This window comes from Flavobacterium cyclinae (assembly GCF_021172145.1).
Lineage (GTDB): Bacteria > Bacteroidota > Bacteroidia > Flavobacteriales > Flavobacteriaceae > Flavobacterium > Flavobacterium cyclinae.
The window spans coordinates 798,145-818,515 of sequence record NZ_CP089095.1 but is presented as its reverse complement, the minus strand read 5'-3'; the positions used below and the strand labels follow the sequence as shown (position 1 = coordinate 818,515).

The window sequence follows — 20,371 nt, the reverse complement described above, 5'->3', positions numbered from 1 at the left end:
GTGCCAATTCTATTAATTTGAAAAATTCTCTAAAGATGAGAAAAGATATACAACATTTAAAGTTAGAAGTTAAAAGTCAGAAGTTAGAAGTTACTCCAAACTCTAAACTCCAAACTCCAAACTCATTTACAACTGCTGAAGGCATCGAAGTTAAACCAACTTATTCTAAAGAAGATATTTCCGATTTAGAACATCTTGGTTTTGGAGCAGGTTTTGCACCCAATTTACGCGGACCATACGCTACTATGTACGTTCGCAGACCTTGGACGATTCGTCAGTATGCAGGATTCTCAACTGCGGAAGAAAGTAACGCTTTTTACAGAAGAAACTTAGCCGCTGGACAAAAAGGTTTATCAGTTGCCTTCGATTTAGCGACGCACAGAGGTTACGATTCTGACCATGAACGAGTGGTGGGTGACGTTGGAAAAGCGGGAGTTGCAATTGACTCGGTGGAAGATATGAAAGTACTTTTCGACCAAATTCCATTAGGGGAAATGTCGGTTTCGATGACAATGAATGGTGCGGTTTTACCGATTATGGCTTTCTACATCGTGGCAGCGGAAGAACAAGGCGTTGCACCTAACCTATTATCAGGAACGATTCAGAATGACATTTTGAAGGAATTCATGGTGCGAAATACCTACATTTATCCACCAACGCCTTCGATGAAAATTATTGCGGATATTTTCGAATATACGAGTAAAAATATGCCGAAATTCAACTCGATTTCGATTTCGGGTTACCACATGCAAGAAGCGGGAGCTACTGCAGATATTGAATTAGCGTACACTTTAGCAGATGGTTTGGAATACATCCGTACCGGTTTAGCCGCTGGAATGGATATTGATACCTTCGCTCCTCGCCTTTCGTTTTTCTGGGCAATTGGTATGAACCATTTCATGGAAATTGCAAAAATGCGTGCGGGTCGCATGCTTTGGGCAAAACTATTGAAACAATTCAACCCAAAAGACGAAAAATCATTGGCTTTAAGAACGCATTGCCAAACTTCGGGTTGGAGTTTAACCGAGCAAGATCCTTTTAATAACGTAGCTCGAACTGCTATTGAAGCAGCGGCAGCAGCCTTTGGAGGAACACAATCGTTACACACCAATGCTTTGGATGAAGCGATTGCTTTACCAACCGATTTCTCAGCTCGAATTGCGCGTAACACCCAAATCTTTTTACAAGAAGAAACCAAAATTTGTAAAACGGTGGATCCTTGGGCAGGAAGTTATTATGTAGAAAGTTTAACTGCCGAAATTGCTGAAAAAGCTTGGGCATTAATTGAAGAAGTAGAAGAATTAGGAGGAATGACAAAAGCGATTGAAGCTGGAATTCCAAAACTAAGAATTGAAGAAGCTGCTGCGCGCAAACAAGCACGTATCGACAGCGGACAAGATATTATTGTTGGGGTGAACAAATACCGTTTGGAAAAAGAAGATCCGTTACATATTTTGGATGTGGACAACCAAATGGTGCGCAAACAACAAATTGAACGTTTAGAACAAATTAAAGCCACTCGCGATAACGCTAAAGTTGCCGAATGTTTAGCAAAATTAACCGAAAGCGCTAAAAATGGTGGTGAAAATTTATTATCTTTAGCAGTAGAAGCAGCAAGAAACAGAGCAACATTAGGTGAAATTAGTGATGCTTTAGAAACTGTTTTTGGAAGATATAAAGCACAAATTAGAAGTTTTAGCGGCGTGTATAGTAAAGAAATTAAAAACGACGAAAGTTTTGAAAAAGCAAAACAATTAGCCGATGCTTTCGCTAAGAAAGAAGGGCGTCGTCCTCGTATTATGATTGCGAAAATGGGACAAGACGGTCACGATCGTGGTGCTAAAGTAGTAGCAACAGGTTATGCCGATGTAGGTTTTGACGTAGACATTGGACCATTATTCCAAACGCCACAAGAAGCAGCTAAACAAGCGGTTGAAAATGACGTGCATATTTTAGGTGTTTCTTCTTTAGCAGCGGGACACAAAACCTTAGTACCTCAAGTTATCGAAGAACTAAAAAAATACGGAAGAGAAGATATTATGGTAATTGTTGGTGGTGTTATCCCAGCACAAGATTACCAATTCTTATTCGACGCCGGAGCAGTGGCGGTTTTTGGTCCTGGAACTAAAATTAGCGATGCCGCGATTACGATTTTAGAGGTTTTATTGGAGGACTAATCTAAATTCAATATAAAAACAAAAAACACCAGCAGAAATGTTGGTGTTTTTTTTTATCTAAATTTCTTTAATCCCGATTTTAATAAAAAATTCAAATGTCCCATCATACATAAAGTGTGGCCTAGTTAAATCTTCATTATTTCCATTCGGAATATAAATAATCATACCTTGTCTTGCTCTTGTTAATAAAACTCTATAAGAATTAATCAAATACTTTATTCTTTCAGTATTACTGCAATTTTTCCATGTTGTTCCCGTAAACTTTTTATAATTCCATTGATTATTATTATAAAACAAATCACCATCCCAAGCAACACAAGTCCAATCTAATTCCAATCCTTGAATATCAAATTCTGTAGCAACTTCTTCCAAAAAATATGATGAACGAATATCTTCTTTCTCATTTAAAAACCATATTGGCGCATCAATCTTAGCTTTTACATTTAATCCAAAAGGTCTTAATCGAATAGCACCCGACGATGCAATAATCCCAGTTCTTTCTGTTCCTTTTGCTTGATTATTTAACCAGTTTTTTGCTTTTTCTAAATCACGAGTTATTCTAATTGGATAATCTTTTTCAATAAACTCCTTATAAATACTATTTGCTTTTACAATATCATTATTTATAATCTCTTGAATAAAACTTGATAATTGAGAGCTTCTAAATGAACGCAAGGAAACTGACAAATGAAGTTCATCTTTTCTTTCAGCTTTTTTATTTTTTAAAATTTCTAAGGCATAATTGTCCTTTATATAATTATCATCTTCTATTATTTTTGATGAATAATAAATATCCCAATCTTTAAATTTATGATCAAAAGGTCTAATCCATTCTTCTAAACCTGCCTCTCCTGTATTAATTTCTTGTCCTCCTCCTATTAAACAGACTATTGTACACCAATCTTTATGCCTGTCCATAACTTCAATTAAGAATTCAGGTTCAGATTTATTAAATTCAGAATTTCCTTTATTTCTTTTCATAAAACTCGATGCTTGTTCCTTTGTCCAAGCTCTTTGAGCCTCATCGAATATTGTTACTTTTTCAATTGGTGCTTTGTCATCTCTTAAAGATGCATCTCTAAAATGATGGATATTTTGTATGAATGATTTAACTTGAGATTTTGCATTTTCTTTTGATAATTTTTCTCCATTTTCCAATGCAGACTTTACTTTATCTCTTGTTAAAGCTTCTCTTAAAACATCAACCAATGGACCATTTCCCGAAAGGAAAACTGCATGCTCTTCCTCAATATAATTTGAACGTATGTTCGCGATATTTAAACCTGCCAGTGTTTTTCCTGCTCCAGGAACTCCAGTAATAAAACAAATAGATTTTTTATTATTCCTTTTTGAAAAATCAATTATTTCTGAAATACAATTTGATGTTACTGATAAATTTTCAGCACCTGAATCACTTCTTGAAATTTCTAAAACATTATGCTTTTTATATAGAGCAGTTGCGGCTTCAATAATTGTTGGAGTAGGCTTATAAATAGATTCTTCCCAAAACTTTATATCTATCTTCTCAAAAGATTTTAAATTTTGTAGGGTGTTATTAATTACATCTTTAAGATTAGAAGAATTTGCGCAAATAGTCTGATGCAAGCAATCTAAACTTTTTGAAGATATATTTATAATTGAAGGAGCTTTATCTGCAACTAAGATTGGTATTAAATTTTTGTTATGACTTCCTTCATGAAAATTATTCAAGTCTAACCCATAATCAAAAGCTTGTTCTTTAGCTGATTTATCATAAATATCAGAACCAATTTTAAATTCTAAAACAAAAATACAATTATCAATAATTAAAATATTATCAACTCTTTTTCCCATTCTTGGGATTGTAAACTCGAAATAAATCTTTCCGCTAAATAAAGAAATGGATTGTTTTAAAATTTCGATTTGCTTTTTCCATGCATTTGACTGTTGAATAGTCAATTTATTCAAATCATAATTTCCTGAAATTTTTCCGTAAATTGAATTAACGTCTTCTTTGATAAATTCTTCAATAGAATTTGAGTAATATGACCTATTCATCGAATAAATCTTTAATTTTTACATCAAGAGCTTTTGCTAATTTTTCAACAACTTCAATCGAAACATTTCTTTCTCCTTTTTCTATCGTTGGCAAATATGTTCTGTCAATTTCAGCTAAGTTCGCTAATTTTTCTTGCGACAAATTTTTTACTTTTCGCAATTCTTTTACTTTGAGACCAAATTTTTGTTTAATATTCATAGCCTCAAAGTTTAAAAAATGAAGACTACTAAACAACGGAGTATTGTCTACAAAAATAAAATTAGAATTTACTTCACCCCATCCACAGCCTTAACACCTTCCAAAAAATCAATACTTTTCACTTCTTCAAAAAAGTCGATTTCGGTTTCGTGTGGTAAAAAATCGGAGATGATGCGCACGATAAAATCTTGTGGTTTTTTCAAAAATTTAAAAGTGTAATCTTCCATGTTTACAACCGTTTTTTCAGCTAAATCGGTTGTTCGTACAAACTTATCGGAAGTTAAAGAAGACAAACAAGGTAAATTTAGCTTTGGTTTTTCTGTGATAATGGGTTTTCCGTTTTCAAACAAGCTACCTTCGTAACCATATAGCGAAGCATTGGTAATTTCGATAGGTTTTCCTAAATGTAAATAATCAGGTAAATGGGCTTCTTTTCCTACTACAGCTGCAAAACCCATTAAAACGCAAACATCATGAGCTGGCAAATGCATCATCGCCTTAGCCGTACTTTCACGACCAATTCCAGAAACGATTACTTCGTATGTATGATTCAAATTCGGAATTCGAGCTAAAGCGTTTAAGACTTTCTCTCGCTCAATTTCCATTGGTGTTAGAATAACTATCTTCAAAATCTCAGAATTAAATCACAAAATAAAGTAATTTGAAGAAATTAGAGCGTGTGTATTCTCAAAAAATATAAAATAACAACTAATCCGCTCAAAAAGAATAAATTGGAATAATTTTTGAGAATATTACAAATTATTATACATTTGCATAAGTATGAAACAAACAATTACAATAACAGCAGATAGCAAAATGGCTGCTACATTGAAAAAAATGGTTGCTTTAAAAAAAGAAAACCGCGAAATTGTTGTGGCAAAAATTAAGGCTTCAAAAAAATAAATGAGCACGAATTCATATTCATATACAAAAGAGGGCAATGACCCTCTTTTTACTTTTTTAACCAAGCATGGTTTAGAATATTACGTTTCGTTTAAAAAAATGGATTTAGAAAATGACAATTTCAATAGACTTTATGCCATAGATTTTGGAGAATTAAACAACAAGAAATTCATAAAAGACGATTTGATTGAAAATACAATCATTGAGATTATTTTTGATTTCTTTACATCTTATCCTGATAGTTTACTACACTATGTTTGTGATAGTTTAGATAACAAACAACTTTTTAGAAGTAAACTATTTGACAAATGGTATTCAAAATCTGATAATAAAGAATTTTCAAAATTGGAAATCAATTATGAAATCCCTGAAGAAGAAATTTATTACAAACTCGAATTCATATTCAAAAATGAGTTTCATAATATCGAAATAGTAAAACAACATATCAAAACACAACTTGATGATTTTTCAAGTATGAAATAATTATCTCATGTCAAAACTTCCTAACATCACCACCAGTATTTTCTCTGTAATGTCGCAATTAGCGAATGAGCACGGAGCTATTAATTTATCGCAAGGATTTCCAAATTTCCCTGAAGACGAACGTTTGTTACAAATTTCGGAGCGTATTATTAGAGAAAACATTCACCAATATACACCGATGGCAGGTTTGCCTTCGTTATTGGTAAAAATTGCGAATCAAACGTTAAAACAATACGTTAGAAAAGTCAATACGGCAACCGAAATTTTGATTACTGCTGGTGCTACACAAGGCGTTTTTACTGCTATTAACACATTTGTGAATCAGGATGATGAAGTGTTGATTTTAGATCCAAGTTATGACAGTTACGAACCTTCGGTTTTAGTTTCCGGTGGAAAACCAGTCCGTGTTTCATTAAACGATGATTATACGCCCAATTTCAACCGAATTGAAAGCGCAATTTCAGCTAAAACAAAAATGATTGTCATCAATAATCCACACAATCCAACGGGAAGAATTTGGACAGAAAGTGACTTTGAAGCTTTGGAAACTATTTTAGAAAAACATCCTCAAATCCTTATTTTGGGTGACGAAGTGTATGAATACATTACGTTTTCACAACCTCATATTTCGTTTAATACACGTCCGAAATTAGTCGAAAGAGCCATCATCGCTTCTTCTTTTGGAAAATCGTTGCATGTTACGGGTTGGAAAGTGGGTTATTTAATTGCTCCTGAACATCTAATGTACGAAATGAAGAAAGTGCATCAGTTTTTGGTATTTAGTGTGAATAGTTTTTCGCAACATGCTATTTCGGAATACTTAGATGTGGTTGATTTTAGCGAAGTTTCCAAAATGTACCAACACAAACGCGATTTGTTTCAAAATCTAATCAAAAACAGTCGATTCGAGTTAATGCCTTGCGATGGAACGTATTTTCAAGTAGTGAATTATAACCAAATTTCGAATAAAAACGATGTGGATTTTGCTAAAGAATTGATTGTAAATCATGGTGTGGCTTCGATTCCGATTTCTGTTTTTTATAACGATAATACGGATAGACATATGCTTCGTTTTTGTTTCGCTAAAACGGATGAAACTTTAATAAAAGCGGCTAATAAGCTTTGTGCTATATAAAATCCTTGTCTAATTGATTTTTTGAACCCAAATTAACCTAAACAACACCTATACAAAACAACATATAATTGAGGGTAATTTCAGCTAACCAACATTATTTATTATGATTGTACTATATCGTTTTTTGTATAGTTTTTATGATAGATTTTCGCTTCAAACTCTTAAAAAGAAGTTTTAATTTTAAGCAGTTATGAATAAAAAGAAAAACATCCCTTTACTAACAAAGCAATATTGGATTTTTATTGTTTTATTTTGTTACACTTCAAACTCCTTTGGACAGTTAGGATTTTGCACAGGTAGTAGTGGTGCACCAATATTTTATGAGAATTTTGGAAGTGGTACAACTTATGGCCCTGCTCTGCCGGTTGGTATTACCAACTATACTTTTGTCAATTCTGGATTTCCACAAGATGGTCAATATACAATTTACAACAGAACTAATTTAATCCCAAATAACTGGCACAATTCACTTGACAGAACTCCCGATAATGAACCAGATGGAATTAACGGAAAATGTTTAATTGTAAATGCTAGCAATACTCCAGGACAATTTTACAGAAGAACCGTAACAGGATTGTGTAGCAACACACGTTTTGAATTTTCGGCTTGGTTAATCAATATTTACAATGCGGCTTCTGGTGCTTGTCCTGGTTCTGGAATTCCTATCAATGTTACATTTGAAATTTGGGATGAAACCGACACTATTTTGCTTCGTTCTGGAAATACTGGAAATATTGCAGGCACAACTACTCCCATATGGAATCAATTTGGTTTGGTTTTTACGATGCCGGCAGGACAAACTTCGGTAATTTTAAAAATGCGAAATAACGGTGGCGGTGGTTGCGGAAATGACTTAGCTATTGACGATATTATGTTTAGAGCTTGTGGTGAAAATAGTACGATTATTAACACTTCTATTTCTGGAAACACCATGACGATCTGCCCAAATTCTGAAATAACAAATCCAAATTTAGAAGTTATTACATCTGGAAGTATTTCACATGTTTACCAATGGCAACAAAGTAACGACAACACAAATTTCACGGATATTACGGGTGAAACATCTGCAAATTTTTCTATTCCTACTTTAACTACCACCACGTATTACCGTGTAAAAGTAGCACAAGATATTGCGAATTTAAACAATCCGTTTTGCTCTACTTTTTCTGATGTTTACAGTGTAATTATTAATCCTGCACCTAACGCTCCCACTTCAAATGGAGATCAACGATTTTGTACTAATCAAGCTACGAGTTTAAGCGTTAGTTTACTAGCTGGAGAAACAGTGGATTGGTATGATAGCCCAACAAATGGAAATCTTTTATTAGCCAATTCAACTACTTATTCACCGACTTCCATAGGAACTTACTATGCTGAAACCATCACTATTTCAAGTGGATGCAGAAGCAATACAAGAACGGCAGTAACATTATTACCGGCAATTTCAATAACTTCTTCTGGGCCAACTACTTTGTGTACCAATACCAATACCTCGATTACACTAGTTGCTTCTGATGTAAATGCCACTTTGAATTGGACTGCATCATCTTCTGATGTTACAGGATTTTCAAATGGTTCCGGAACTACAATTAATCAAACATTACAATATAATGGAGCTACTTCTGGAACTGTAACCTATGTAGTTACTCCTATTCTAAACGGATGTGAAGGAACACCTGAAACTATAATTGTTACGGTAACACCTTCTACTACAATTGCATTGGTTTTTCCTCCGTTAACAACTACATATTGCTTAAATGCAATACCTGAAAATTTGCCTTCTGCATCATCAAACGCTACTCCAATTTTAGGAACTTGGAGTCCTTCAGCGATTAACACTTCAATATCAGGAACTACAACTTATACTTTTACACCTCAAACTGGACCCTGTGAAATTATTACTCCATACCAAATAAACATTACAGTTGGAAATAATTTTTCACCTGATTTTCCTAATAGTATTTCGTTATGTTCTGGAGATACACCTCCAATTTTAGCAACTACATCTCCTAATGGAATTACTGGAACATGGTCACCAGCAACAATTGACAATTTGAATTCAGGTAATTATACGTTTACACCAAGTTTAGGTTCTTGTGCAAACCCTCAAACAATTTCTGTTACCATTTTAGAATCGCAATTACAAAGTTTTTCGTATAGTGTTTCTGGAATTTTTACAGAGAATCAAAGTATTACTATAAATGCATTTCCAACTGGTAATTATTACTACCAACTCGATAATGGTGCATTACAAGAAAGTCCTGTTTTTGAAAATGTTAGTATTGGAAATCATACCATTACAGTTTTAGATAGTAATGGGTGTGGTTATTTCATTACAGAGGATGTTTTTATTTTAAACTATCCCAATTATTTTACTCCAAATGATGATGGAATAAATGATTTTTGGACTATCGAAGGAATATCCATATTAAATAATTGGAAAATAACCATTTTTGATCGATTTGGAAAATTACTTACACAGCTAAACCCTGTAAATTCAGCTTGGGATGGCACTTTTAACAATAACAAACTACCTTCTACAGATTATTGGTTTAGATTAGAATATGAAGAAAATGGTGTTCAAAAATCGATTAATTCTCACTTTAGTTTAATTCGATAAAAGGGTAACTTATCATATAAAATTTTGATTGTAACCTATTATTTGTCAGATTGTAAATCATTTAACTAACACTTTAACCCATTGTTAACAAAATTACCTTGAAAAAACCATAAATAATTGTATTTTTACGGCTTAAAATTTTCAATAATCAAATGGGTAAAATCATTGCAATTGCCAATCAAAAAGGTGGTGTTGGCAAAACAACTACATCTGTTAACTTAGCAGCTTCTCTTGGTGTTTTAGAAAAGAAAGTACTTTTAATTGATGCTGACCCACAAGCAAATGCTAGTTCGGGTTTAGGAATTGATGTAGAAAGTGTTGAAACAGGTTCGTATCAAGTCCTTGAACATAGTGCTACTCCAGAGGAAGCAACTGTTTCTTGTACAGCTCCAAATGTTTCGGTGATTCCAGCTCATATTGACTTGGTTGCTATCGAAATTGAATTAGTTGATAAAGAAAATCGCGAGTACATGCTTAAAACGGCTTTGGAAAGTGTAAAAGACAAATACGATTATATTCTAATTGATTGCGCTCCTTCGTTAGGGTTGTTAACTTTAAATGCTTTAACGGCTGCTGATAGTGTGGTTATCCCTATTCAATGCGAATATTTTGCTTTAGAAGGTCTAGGAAAATTATTGAACACCATTAAAAGTGTACAAAAAATCCACAATCCAAACTTGGATATTGAAGGATTATTATTAACTATGTACGATTCTCGATTACGATTATCTAACCAAGTAGTTGAAGAAGTTCAAAAACACTTTAACGATATGGTATTTGAAACGGTAATTCAAAGAAATATTAAGTTAAGCGAGGCTCCAAGTTTTGGAGAAAGCATCATTAATTATGATGCAACGAGTAAAGGAGCTTCAAACTATTTAAACTTAGCAGAAGAAATTATTAAGAAAAATCAATAATAGAGTAAGATGACAAAAGCGGTAAAAAAACAAGCCTTAGGAAGAGGATTATCGGCTTTATTGAAAGATCCAGAAAACGATATTAAATCAGTTGAGGACAAAAACGCAGATAAAGTTGTAGGAAATATTATTGAATTAGATATAGAGTCTATTGAAATTAATCCGTTTCAACCAAGAACGAATTTCAATGAAGAAACGTTACAAGAATTAGCCAAATCAATCAAAGAACTTGGTGTAATTCAACCTATAACCGTTAGAAAATTAGAATTTAATAAATTCCAATTGATTTCGGGTGAACGTCGTTTGCGTGCTTCTAAATTAATCGGATTAAAAACGATACCGGCTTACATTCGTTTAGCTAATGATAACGAATCATTGGTTATGGCATTGGTGGAAAACATCCAACGTCATGATTTAGATCCAATTGAGGTGGCGATTTCGTATCAAAGATTAATCGAAGAAATTAATTTAACGCAAGAAGAATTGAGTGAGCGTGTAGGTAAAAAACGTTCTACGATTACCAATTATCTTCGTTTATTAAAATTAGACCCAATCATTCAAACCGGAATGCGAGATGGTTTTATTTCAATGGGACACGGAAGAGCATTGATTAACATTGACAATCAAGATGTACAAAGCGATATTTATCATAAAGTGGTAACGCAAAATCTTTCGGTTAGAGAAACAGAAGCCTTAGTAAAAAATTATCAAGACAGCTTAAAACCAAAGACTTCAAAACCTAAATCAAGCTCTTTTGATATTAAAGAAGAAGAGAAAAAAGCATTTGCAAATTACTTTGGAACAAAAGTAGACGTTAAATTAGCTGGCAATGGAAAAGGAAAAATCACTATCCCATTTCATTCTGAAGAAGACTTTAATCGTATCTTGAAACTAATTAATTCTTAGTGAAAAAACTGCATTACATATTTATAGTAACTTGTCTTTTTCTTACTTACAAAGGGAAAGCACAAGAAGAAATTAGTTTACTTCCGCAAGATACTGTAAAAGCTATTATTGACCCAAATCGTCCTGCTAGAGCAGCATTTTATTCGGCTTTAGTTCCGGGACTTGGTCAGGCTTACAACAAAAAATATTGGAAAATTCCATTAGTTTACGCTGGATTAGGAGCTGGTATTTATTATTACACTTGGAATCAAAATAAATATCAAGAATACAGAAACGAATATAAAAGACGTTTAGATGGTACTTATGATCCTGAACATCCCATTTATGGTGGTTTAGATAACGATCGTTTGATACGTGCTCAAAAATTCCATCAAAAAAACAGAGATTTATCAGCCTTAATTACAGGATTAATTTACATTTTAAACATTGTAGATGCTAATATAGATGCACATTTAATGCAATTTAATGTAAATGACAACTTATCTATTAAACCTGATATGAATCAAAACCAAATTGATTATCAATTTAATTACGGAATGACACTTACTTTTCGATTTTAACATATCATTGGCTAACAAATTGGATAACTGAACAACTAAGAATTATGAAAATTGCACTTTTAGGATACGGAAAAATGGGTAAAGTTATTGAAAGAATAGCTTTAGAAAGAGGTCATGAAATCGTATTAAAAAAAGATCAAAACAATTCATTTGACGGATTATTAAATGCAGATGTCGCCATAGATTTTAGTGTTCCAACTAGTGCTGTAGGAAACATTTCAGAATGTTTAAACAACGGAATTCCAGTAATTTCAGGAACTACAGGTTGGTTAGCAGATTACCCTAAAATGGTACAATTGTGTGAAGAAAAGAACGGAAGTTTTATTTATGCTTCTAATTTTAGCTTAGGTGTAAATGTATTTTTTGAATTAAATGAATATTTGGCCAAAATGATGGCCAACTTGAAACAATACAAAGTTTCAATGGAAGAAATTCATCACACTCAAAAATTAGATGCACCAAGCGGAACCGCTATCACACTTGCTGAAGGAGTTATCAAACACACAGATTATGCCAATTGGACACTAGAAACTCCAATCAGCAACGAAATCCATATTGAAGCAAAACGTATTGAAAACGTACCTGGAACACACAGTATCTTTTACGATAGCGAGGTGGATCAAATCGAAATCAAACATACGGCACACAGCAGAGAAGGTTTTGCTTTAGGAGCTGTAGTTGCAGCTGAATGGTTAAAAGATAAAAAAGGTGTCTTTACAATGAAAGACGTATTAGGTTTAAGATAATAGAATATTGATAATAGAATATAGACATTATAAAACGGAGCGAATGAGTGGAAAAAAAAGACATAATTATAAAAATTTGAAAATTTGGTTATTAGGAATAGAAATAGCCAAAGACATTTCAGATATTTTAGTTCTTTTTCCAAAGCATGAACAATACGATTTAAGTTCTCAAATGAATAAAAGTTCTATTTCTATTCAAAGTAATATTGCTGAAGGGTCTTCACGAACTGATAAATCTTTTAGCCATTTTATTGATATTTCGTTAGGCTCATCTTTTGAATTAGCAACTCAACTTATTATAGCACGACACAAAAATTACATAGACGACATTACACATCAAACAATTGAAAATAAACTAGAAGAATTTCAGAGAATGGCAATGGGATTTCAAAACGGACTTCAGTAAAGTCTATATTCTATTCTCTATATTCTTTTTTCTAAAAATAATATTATGGAAATATCAAGTTGGTTAATTTTTATTTTATTGGTTCAAGCAATTCATGGAATTGGGACTTGGAAATTATATGTAAAAGCAGGCAGAAAAGCTTGGGAAGCATTTGTTCCGGTATATAACGGAATTGTATTAATGCAAATCATCAATCGTCCGAAATATTGGATCTTATTGCTTTTTATACCCGTAATTAATTTGTTTTTATTTCCAATTATTTGGATTGAAACTTTAAGGACTTTTGGCAAAAAATCAACTGCTGATATGGTTCTAGGAGTGGTTACTCTTGGCCTTTACATTGCTTATGTAAACTATACTCAAGAAACGACTTATCATGCAAATCGCGATTTAAAAGCGCCTAACAAAACAATGGACACTTTGGGTTCATTATCGTTTGCTGTTGTGGTGGCTACTTTAGTTCACACCTATTTTATTCAACCCTACACAATTCCTACTTCTTCGTTAGAAAAATCATTATTGGTAGGTGACTTTTTATTTGTTAGTAAATTTCATTATGGTGCAAGAACTCCTATGACACCTATTGCTGCTCCAATGGTTCATGACACCTTACCTTTTATAAAAACAAAATCATATTCATCAAAACCTTCTTTACCGTATTTCCGTTTTCCTGCGTTACAAAAAATCGAACGCAATGATATTGTAGTATTCAATTGGCCAACCGATACGGTATATATGTTTAGAGATGGATTACATAGATATGCAGAGAAGCCTATAGATAAAAAAACAAATTATGTAAAAAGATGTGTGGGTTTACCTGGAGACAAACTAGAAATAAAAAATGGTGACTTATTCATCAATGGTAAAATTGAAAGTTTACCTGAAAGAGCAAAAACACAGTATTCTTATTATACTGAATTTGATGAGAAAACTCCAATTAATGAAAACCAACTTTTTGAATTAAACACTTACAGAAGTGATAAATTTCAACGATATCAAAACAAAGTAGTATTTCCTGCAATCACAAGTGAAAATGTAGAAAAATTGAAAAAAATTGAAGGATTAAAACTTCTTCAAAAAAACATTGATACTACAAATACTATTTTTTCTTATGTTTTTAAATTAGACCCGAAACAAAATATTTCTGAAATTGAAAACATTGTTGAAAAATTAAAAGAAAATAAAATAAGTGCAACTATTAGAAAAGATGACAACTTATTATTTGTAGATTATATTCCAACAGATATCGTTAACTTTATTAAATCTCAAAAAGCGGTTACACAAACTATTGAGAAATATGAGATTTTCCCTCATGGTCCAAACCAAAAAAATTGGACTAAAGATAATCTAGGCCCTATTGAAATCCCAGCAGCTGGAAAAACTGTAGCATTAAATCAAGAAACATTACCTTTTTACAAAAGAATCATTAAAGAATACGAAGGAAATGATTTAAAAATAAATGGTAATGAAATTAGAATTAATGGTCAGATTGCGACTTCTTACACCTTTAAGCAAGATTATTTTTGGATGATGGGAGACAACCGCCATAATTCTGAAGATTCTCGTTATTGGGGATTTGTTCCAGCAGATCACATCGTTGGAAAACCTATTTTCATTTGGATGAGCATTGATGGCATTAACGATGGAATTAAAAATTGGAGTATTCGTTGGGACAGATTATTCACTACTGTTAGTGGTGATGGTCAACCAAAATCCTATTTTCAATTTTTCTTAATTGCATTAGCGGCTTACTTTGGTTTTGATTATTTCAGAAAAAAGAAGAAAAACAAAGAAGAAGCGTAATATAATTTTAAACGAATTTCACTAATTATCACCAACTATTTCGTGCTAATAAGTGAAATTCGTGCTTTAATAACAATATTTATCATGAATAATATTCTTATACATCCTACTTATTTTCCTTCAATTAGTCATTATGTAGCAATGCTTAAGGCGGATTCGATTACATTTGAAATGGAAGATAATTTTCAAAAACAAACTAATAGAAATAGGATGTACATTTATAGTCCAAATGGTATTCAAATGTTGAATATCCCAATCAAACATTCAAAAGAAAAACATCAAAAATATAAAGATGTTCGTATTGAGAATGATTTTGGATGGCAGAAAAATCATTTTAAATCGTTAGAAGCCGCTTACAGAACTTCACCTTTTTTTGAATATTTTGAAGATGATTTTCGACCGTTATTCGAAAAAAGACATGAATTTTTAATGGATTTGAATTTGGAAATCTTTGAATTAGTAAATAGTGCATTAGGCATAAAAATAATTCCTGAAAAAACAACTGAATTCTTTCATGATGTCCCAAATTTTATAGATTTAAGACATTTGGCTAATGGAAAAAAAGACACTACTCAATTAGAAACATACACACAAGTTTTTAATGATAAACACGGTTTTATAAATAACTTAAGTATTTTAGACTTACTATTTAATGAAGGTAGATATGCTGTTGATTATTTAAAAAGACACAATTTATGAGATAGATAAAAAAAGGAGTTAATTAATATTAACTCCTTTTTTTATCTCATTTTATTGCAATGTTAATGGATTATCTTTTTTGAAATTATTTGATTATTTGCCAATTTAACTTTTACAATCAAAGGTTGATTTGTAACTTCTAATTCAGAAATAACTTGATTAGTGGATAATCCTGAACCATTTTTTATTACCCTTCCAAGAATGTCATAAATCTCATATGATGCTATCGTTTCAATTCCGGAATTAATAATTACATGATTAGATTCTGTGTAAATCAATATTGAATCAATATCAAAATTTGGATTTGACAATACGGTATCTTTATATCGTAAAACAAATCTATTGTTAAATATCCCTATTTCTGATTGAAAAGTATAAGGAGATTGAGATAAATTATGAATAGTATTAGTTAGTAAATCCTCCAAATAAACATCTTGATTTTCATTGAAAATACCATCCACTGCAGCTATTGCAACTGAATAACTTCCTCGTCTTGCTGCTTTATATCCTAAAGGAATGACATCATTATCTACAAAAGGAAGACCTTTACCTTGAATACATAAAATATCATTGTTCAAAATAGAATAAAAATTTTGACTTGTTTTATAACTTGTTACCGCATCAAATAATCTGTCTTTCTCATCTGTTGCACCATCAACATAGCCTATTACAGTTCTTGAAACAATTCCGTTTGGAACATTAGCTATTAAATCTAACCATATTCGATGTTTAGGACTAATTGGTTGAGAATTTCTAAAAAATTCTGAATTATCATAACTAGAACTTCTCATTGAATTAGTAAACGTAACATTACTTGTAGCAGCAGTTGCTCCTTCGTTCATCATAACCATAAAACCTTGTCCAGTAGCAATATTTCCATTAAAAGTTCCTGGTCCACTTGTAGTAGCAGTTCCATTATGCACAATATAATCATTAGGTGAATAATTGTATAAATAATCACTATAAAATGGATCTGAAACTAAATTGGAAGGAAGAGCTGTACTGGACCAAATACGAACATTTCCATCAAGATCTGGATTGTTAGATAAAAACGACATTACATCAATTGAAGAAGGATATGGATTTCCAATTAAATTCCAATTATCATCATAAACAGTGCGCATAACTCCGTTAGGACCATTAGAGCCAGCACCTAAATTATTTCCTCTTTCAATAGGAAAAGTAATAATTCCATTATTAGGGACTCCAATAAATGTTGCAGTTAAGTTTTGAGGAGCTCCATTAGTAAATCCAACAGGACCCCTAATGGCATAACCTTTACCTAAAATCATATTCTCATTAGCAAGTTGCCAATTTCCTTGACCACCATTAGAGTTTAATGCTGTAGCTCTCCAGCTGTATATTGAATTAGACGGAGTATTTGGAGAAACATCAAATAATGGAAAATTATTAACGGGTGAAGACCAATAAACATAGTCGCTTAATCTTGTTTGAGTTGTACGCTCCAAATAAATATCCCCTGTATTAGAAACTCCATCCGTAATTTGAATTAAGGATCCATCGTTTAATACTTCAAATAACCCTAAAGGTTGTACAATAACTTTATTTTGAACATTTACATATTTTCCACCAACAACAGTTAACGTTCTACCGTTATTAACTTGTATAGTACAAGCATCTATACTTGGTAATGAAGTCATATCATAATTACCATTTATAAATACATACTTTGTTAAATCAGGTAAACCATTAGACCATGTTGAACCATTCCAAACTGTTGTATTTGAATTAACACCTGAATTTAAGCTTTTACCACAAATATTATTAACCGATCTAATTCTAAAATAAATTGGAGTATCTAAAGGCAATCCTGTCAATAAATATGAGGTAACATTTCCTACATTTAAACCATTATATCCGGGTAGAAATGTACCAAAACCACTAGATGTAGAAACATCTAATTCATAACTATCCGCTCTAACTTGAGCAACCCAATTAATCGTGAATGAATCACAAGAAATAGGACTTATAGAAGGTGAAGCAGGCCTACCTAAATAACTAAAATTTGCTGTAGAAGAAAATCTACTCGAACATGCAGAAGAAACTGCTTGGATTCTATAATAATACAAAGTACTATAATCTAATCCAGAAATAGTATAACTTGTGACATTCCCTACATCTAATCCATTAAAACCTGGTAAAATTGTAGTAAAATTACTAGTAGTTGAAACATATAATAAATAACTAATTGCTCCAGAAACCGGATTCCAATTAGCATCAAATCTATCACATTGTAAATTTGTTGGGGTGGTAATTACTGGTGTTGATAAAGGAGGCGTTGCTATTGTTTCAAGACTAATTACATTACTTGGATTAAAACAGATACCTATATTTGATGAAGGAGAAACCAATCGTCTAAAATATCTAAACCCAGCCGTTGTAGTTCCGGGTGGAGTATAATTTTGAGCAGTTGCACCTGGAATATCTACAAACGTAATATTATCATTTGAAACTTGCCATTGAAAAGAAATAGTTGGATTCGTTCTTGAACCAAGATAAGTATAACTAGACCCATTTAAAAAACCAGGAGCTACATTATTACAAACTTGTGAGTCACCAACAAATGAAATTACATTTGTGGTATTATCGAAACTTGCTAAACTAAATTCTAAAATATTTTGACTACTATTTTCATAATAATCTAAAACCAATTCTGCATCTCCATCCAAATAGATTAAAACATTTGTATATGTACTAGATTGTTGTTTCCATTCATTAAAAACCAACTGATTATCTACATATAACCTAACACCTTCATCTCCTCTAATAGTTGCTATATAACAACCCGCAGGCTTTGTAGACCGCATTCTATATCGCATTGCAAAAGAAGTCGTGGATACTGAAGAATAAGAAGATCCTCCACTTAAAAAGGGAAAACATGCGGTATTACCTCCAAAGTTTTCAACAATACTTTCTGAACCAACATTATAATATCCTAAATAATTTTCAACATTAAATGGAAATGTAGCTGTTGGTGTAATAGGTGAAGTTGATCCTCCTGGCGGAAACGTTGATTCTCCTGGCAATGGTGGAACATAAATCCAATCGTATGCATGACCAATCCAAGTATTTACACCTCTTGCATTTTGGTTATCTAAAGTGTTTCCAACATTTAATAATGTTAATGTTATTATTCTACCTGAAACACTTGAAAAGTCACAAGCATCAAAAGATAATACAATTTTCACTTGACCAGAATATGGTGCAACCCAATTTGTAATTGTAGCTCCATTAGGTCCAGATGAAAATCCAATATTTACATTTGACATATTAAAAATGTCTAAATTTTCACTATTTGAAGGGAAAGCATCGCCTACACTGAATTCATAAGTAAAACCTTGAACAACATTTAATAAAATAAAATTATTCCCTGTAGCATTAGAAACATTTTGACTTTGGGGTGGCGCACTAACACAAAAAGATTGAGTAGCGCCGTTCTGAGTAGCACCAGAAGGGAACGAACATTGTGAATAACTATATATAGCACCTACAATAAGGCACAAGAACATAAAGTAATTTTTCATTTTGCGTATAGGGATTGCAAAACCAAATACTATATTTAAAAAAGACTAGGTATCAAAGATAGTTTTGAACCTACAAAAAGCATTTAGGGTTTTAGGGTTAAACAAGCCTACAAATTTAGCTAAAACATTCAAAACCAACAAATAAATCGATATAAAACTAAAAAAAACGATAAATTACATTAAGCAAAAAATAAATATACTTATTTAACAAATGAACATCTGGCTATTTGTGGAAAATGATCACTTTGAAAAAAAGTATCAATTGTTTTAAACTGTTTAACATTAATTGTATTTTCCACAAAAACATAATCTATTCTTGCAGGATAATACTTAAAATTATAAGATTTTCCAAAACCTGTACCTGCCTCTTCAAATGCATCTTTTAAATCACCTTTAATAGTTCTATAAACATATGAAAAAGCGCTGTTATTTAAATCACCGCAAATAATTTTTGGATATTTACAGGTTTCAAAATGGGCTTTTATAATTTCTGCTTGTTGTTGCTGAATTGTGAAAGCTTCACTCAATCGCTTAAAAATAAATTTTGACTTTTCTTCATCAATATTTTCATGAATATCAGTACTAATTTTTATCGATTGTAAATGAATACTGTAAATTCTAATAGTGTCTTTTTGTTTTAACAAATCAACATAAATAACATTATTATTAGAATTAGGAAATTCAATTATGCCCTGATTAATAATAGAATAGTTTGAAAAAATAGCTTGTCCATATTTATTTTTCCCTCCTTCTAATTTTATAAAACTAAATGGAAACTTAGTTGTATTTACTTTTTCATTTGGCGAATATTCTTGTAAGCATAAAATATCCGGGTTTTTCTCATCAATTAATTTTGAAATTTGTTCTGGCACATCCTCTTTTGGCAACCATTCGTATAAATTAAAAAGACGAACATTATAACTCATCAAAGTGAAGTCATTTTCTTCTTTAGGCAAATTGGTTTCTGAAAATTTATAAAAACGATTAATAAAAGTAATTCCTAGTAACAAAACTAATCCAGAAAGTAACATATAACGCTTGAACTGTAACAACCAATATACAAAAAAGAAAAAATTTAAAATTAAAAAAAAAGGAAGAATAAGTGTCAATACACTTAAAAAAGGGAAGGCTTTTGGAGCTAAAAATGGCAATAAATAGGCAAGAAAAGTCAATACAGTTAATACTATATTGAAAAAAAACATTATTTTACTCAACCAAGTTTGTTTGCGCATGAA

17 protein-coding genes are annotated in these 20,371 nt (G+C 31.9%); 12 read left to right on the top strand and 5 right to left on the bottom strand.

Going from position 1 to position 20,371, the window contains the following annotated elements; genetic code table 11:
• The first annotated feature begins 35 nt into the window (after window positions 1-35).
• Window positions 36-2,177 carry a methylmalonyl-CoA mutase gene (gene scpA / locus LOS86_RS03840; protein ID WP_231843317.1) on the top strand — a complete coding sequence of 714 codons (2,142 nt, stop codon included), beginning with the start codon at window positions 36-38 and terminating at the stop codon, window positions 2,175-2,177.
• Window positions 2,178-2,234: 57 nt separating this feature from the next.
• On the opposite strand, the gene LOS86_RS03835 is transcribed toward scpA, so the two are convergent.
• The 3 genes from LOS86_RS03835 to LOS86_RS03825 form a co-directional block, all read right to left on the bottom strand.
• A complete protein-coding gene (locus LOS86_RS03835) occupies window positions 2,235-4,214 on the bottom strand; it encodes a DUF2075 domain-containing protein (protein WP_231843316.1) in 1,980 nt (659 codons plus the stop codon).
• Window positions 4,207-4,413, bottom strand: coding sequence for a helix-turn-helix domain-containing protein (locus LOS86_RS03830; protein ID WP_231843315.1), 207 nt, complete (start codon window positions 4,411-4,413; stop codon window positions 4,207-4,209). Before LOS86_RS03830 ends, LOS86_RS03835 begins: the two co-directional genes overlap by 8 nt.
• Before the next feature lie 68 nt (window positions 4,414-4,481).
• Complete coding sequence (locus tag LOS86_RS03825; protein ID WP_231843314.1) at window positions 4,482-5,042, bottom strand: hypothetical protein; 561 nt, start codon at window positions 5,040-5,042, stop codon at window positions 4,482-4,484.
• A 151-nt stretch (window positions 5,043-5,193) separates the two neighbouring features.
• On the opposite strand from LOS86_RS03825, the gene LOS86_RS13650 reads away from it, so the two are divergent.
• The 11 genes from LOS86_RS13650 (at window position 5,194) to LOS86_RS03775 (ending at window position 15,591) form a co-directional block, all read left to right on the top strand.
• Window positions 5,194-5,316 (top strand): hypothetical protein, encoded by a 123-nt coding sequence (locus LOS86_RS13650; protein ID WP_255674288.1) that lies wholly within the window; start codon window positions 5,194-5,196, stop codon window positions 5,314-5,316.
• A complete protein-coding gene (locus tag LOS86_RS03820) occupies window positions 5,317-5,799 on the top strand; it encodes a DUF6169 family protein (RefSeq protein WP_231843313.1) in 483 nt (160 codons plus the stop codon).
• 7 nt (window positions 5,800-5,806) lie between these two features.
• Window positions 5,807-6,934 carry a methionine aminotransferase gene (locus tag LOS86_RS03815; protein ID WP_231843312.1) on the top strand — a complete coding sequence of 376 codons (1,128 nt, stop codon included), beginning with the start codon at window positions 5,807-5,809 and terminating at the stop codon, window positions 6,932-6,934.
• Between the two features lie 190 nt (window positions 6,935-7,124).
• On the top strand, window positions 7,125-9,554 hold the full coding sequence (locus LOS86_RS03810) for a T9SS type B sorting domain-containing protein (RefSeq protein WP_231843311.1): 2,430 nt from the start codon (window positions 7,125-7,127) through the stop codon (window positions 9,552-9,554).
• 152 nt (window positions 9,555-9,706) lie between these two features.
• The gene (locus tag LOS86_RS03805) at window positions 9,707-10,471 is read left to right on the top strand and encodes a ParA family protein (RefSeq protein ID WP_231843310.1); all 765 of its coding nucleotides are present in this window, start codon (window positions 9,707-9,709) and stop codon (window positions 10,469-10,471) included.
• Between the two features lie 9 nt (window positions 10,472-10,480).
• Window positions 10,481-11,377 carry a ParB/RepB/Spo0J family partition protein gene (locus tag LOS86_RS03800; protein ID WP_231843309.1) on the top strand — a complete coding sequence of 299 codons (897 nt, stop codon included), beginning with the start codon at window positions 10,481-10,483 and terminating at the stop codon, window positions 11,375-11,377.
• Window positions 11,377-11,937, top strand: coding sequence for a DUF5683 domain-containing protein (locus tag LOS86_RS03795; RefSeq protein WP_231843308.1), 561 nt, complete (start codon window positions 11,377-11,379; stop codon window positions 11,935-11,937). Before LOS86_RS03800 ends, LOS86_RS03795 begins: the two co-directional genes overlap by 1 nt.
• A 44-nt stretch (window positions 11,938-11,981) precedes the next feature.
• The gene (gene dapB, locus LOS86_RS03790) at window positions 11,982-12,683 is read left to right on the top strand and encodes a 4-hydroxy-tetrahydrodipicolinate reductase (protein WP_231843307.1); all 702 of its coding nucleotides are present in this window, start codon (window positions 11,982-11,984) and stop codon (window positions 12,681-12,683) included.
• A 43-nt stretch (window positions 12,684-12,726) separates the two neighbouring features.
• The gene (locus LOS86_RS03785) at window positions 12,727-13,089 is read left to right on the top strand and encodes a four helix bundle protein (RefSeq protein WP_231843306.1); all 363 of its coding nucleotides are present in this window, start codon (window positions 12,727-12,729) and stop codon (window positions 13,087-13,089) included.
• 45 nt (window positions 13,090-13,134) lie between these two features.
• Window positions 13,135-14,892, top strand: coding sequence for a signal peptidase I (gene lepB / locus LOS86_RS03780; RefSeq protein ID WP_231843305.1), 1,758 nt, complete (start codon window positions 13,135-13,137; stop codon window positions 14,890-14,892).
• A gap of 84 nt (window positions 14,893-14,976) precedes the next feature.
• The gene (locus LOS86_RS03775; protein ID WP_231843304.1) at window positions 14,977-15,591 is read left to right on the top strand and encodes a WbqC family protein; all 615 of its coding nucleotides are present in this window, start codon (window positions 14,977-14,979) and stop codon (window positions 15,589-15,591) included.
• Between the two features lie 62 nt (window positions 15,592-15,653).
• On the opposite strand, the gene LOS86_RS03770 is transcribed toward LOS86_RS03775, so the two are convergent.
• Both LOS86_RS03770 and LOS86_RS03765 read right to left on the bottom strand, forming a co-directional pair.
• Window positions 15,654-19,136: a RemA C-terminal-like gliding motility protein gene (locus LOS86_RS03770; RefSeq protein WP_231843303.1), complete on the bottom strand. Its 3,483-nt coding sequence runs from the start codon at window positions 19,134-19,136 to the stop codon at window positions 15,654-15,656.
• Between the two features lie 200 nt (window positions 19,137-19,336).
• Entirely contained in the window at window positions 19,337-20,368 is a 1,032-nt protein-coding gene (locus LOS86_RS03765; RefSeq protein ID WP_231843302.1) for an endonuclease/exonuclease/phosphatase family protein, read from the bottom strand.
• Window positions 20,369-20,371: the final 3 nt, after the last annotated feature.

Bases quoted from the DNA above. Each gene is read 5' to 3' on its own strand.
- dapB (WP_231843307.1), top strand. From the start codon at position 11,982: ATGAAAATTGCACTTTTAGGATACGGAAAAATGGGTAAAGTTATTGAA.
- lepB (WP_231843305.1), top strand. From the start codon at position 13,135: ATGGAAATATCAAGTTGGTTAATTTTTATTTTATTGGTTCAAGCAATT.
- LOS86_RS03785 (WP_231843306.1), top strand. From the start codon at position 12,727: ATGAGTGGAAAAAAAAGACATAATTATAAAAATTTGAAAATTTGGTTA.
- scpA (WP_231843317.1), top strand. From the start codon at position 36: ATGAGAAAAGATATACAACATTTAAAGTTAGAAGTTAAAAGTCAGAAG.
- LOS86_RS03765 (WP_231843302.1), bottom strand. From the start codon at position 20,368: ATGCGCAAACAAACTTGGTTGAGTAAAATAATGTTTTTTTTCAATATA.
- LOS86_RS03770 (WP_231843303.1), bottom strand. From the start codon at position 19,136: ATGAAAAATTACTTTATGTTCTTGTGCCTTATTGTAGGTGCTATATAT.
- LOS86_RS03800 (WP_231843309.1), top strand. From the start codon at position 10,481: ATGACAAAAGCGGTAAAAAAACAAGCCTTAGGAAGAGGATTATCGGCT.
- LOS86_RS03775 (WP_231843304.1), top strand. From the start codon at position 14,977: ATGAATAATATTCTTATACATCCTACTTATTTTCCTTCAATTAGTCAT.
- LOS86_RS03805 (WP_231843310.1), top strand. From the start codon at position 9,707: ATGGGTAAAATCATTGCAATTGCCAATCAAAAAGGTGGTGTTGGCAAA.
- LOS86_RS03815 (WP_231843312.1), top strand. From the start codon at position 5,807: ATGTCAAAACTTCCTAACATCACCACCAGTATTTTCTCTGTAATGTCG.
- LOS86_RS03810 (WP_231843311.1), top strand. From the start codon at position 7,125: ATGAATAAAAAGAAAAACATCCCTTTACTAACAAAGCAATATTGGATT.
- LOS86_RS13650 (WP_255674288.1), top strand. From the start codon at position 5,194: ATGAAACAAACAATTACAATAACAGCAGATAGCAAAATGGCTGCTACA.
- LOS86_RS03835 (WP_231843316.1), bottom strand. From the start codon at position 4,214: ATGAATAGGTCATATTACTCAAATTCTATTGAAGAATTTATCAAAGAA.
- LOS86_RS03820 (WP_231843313.1), top strand. From the start codon at position 5,317: ATGAGCACGAATTCATATTCATATACAAAAGAGGGCAATGACCCTCTT.
- LOS86_RS03830 (WP_231843315.1), bottom strand. From the start codon at position 4,413: ATGAATATTAAACAAAAATTTGGTCTCAAAGTAAAAGAATTGCGAAAA.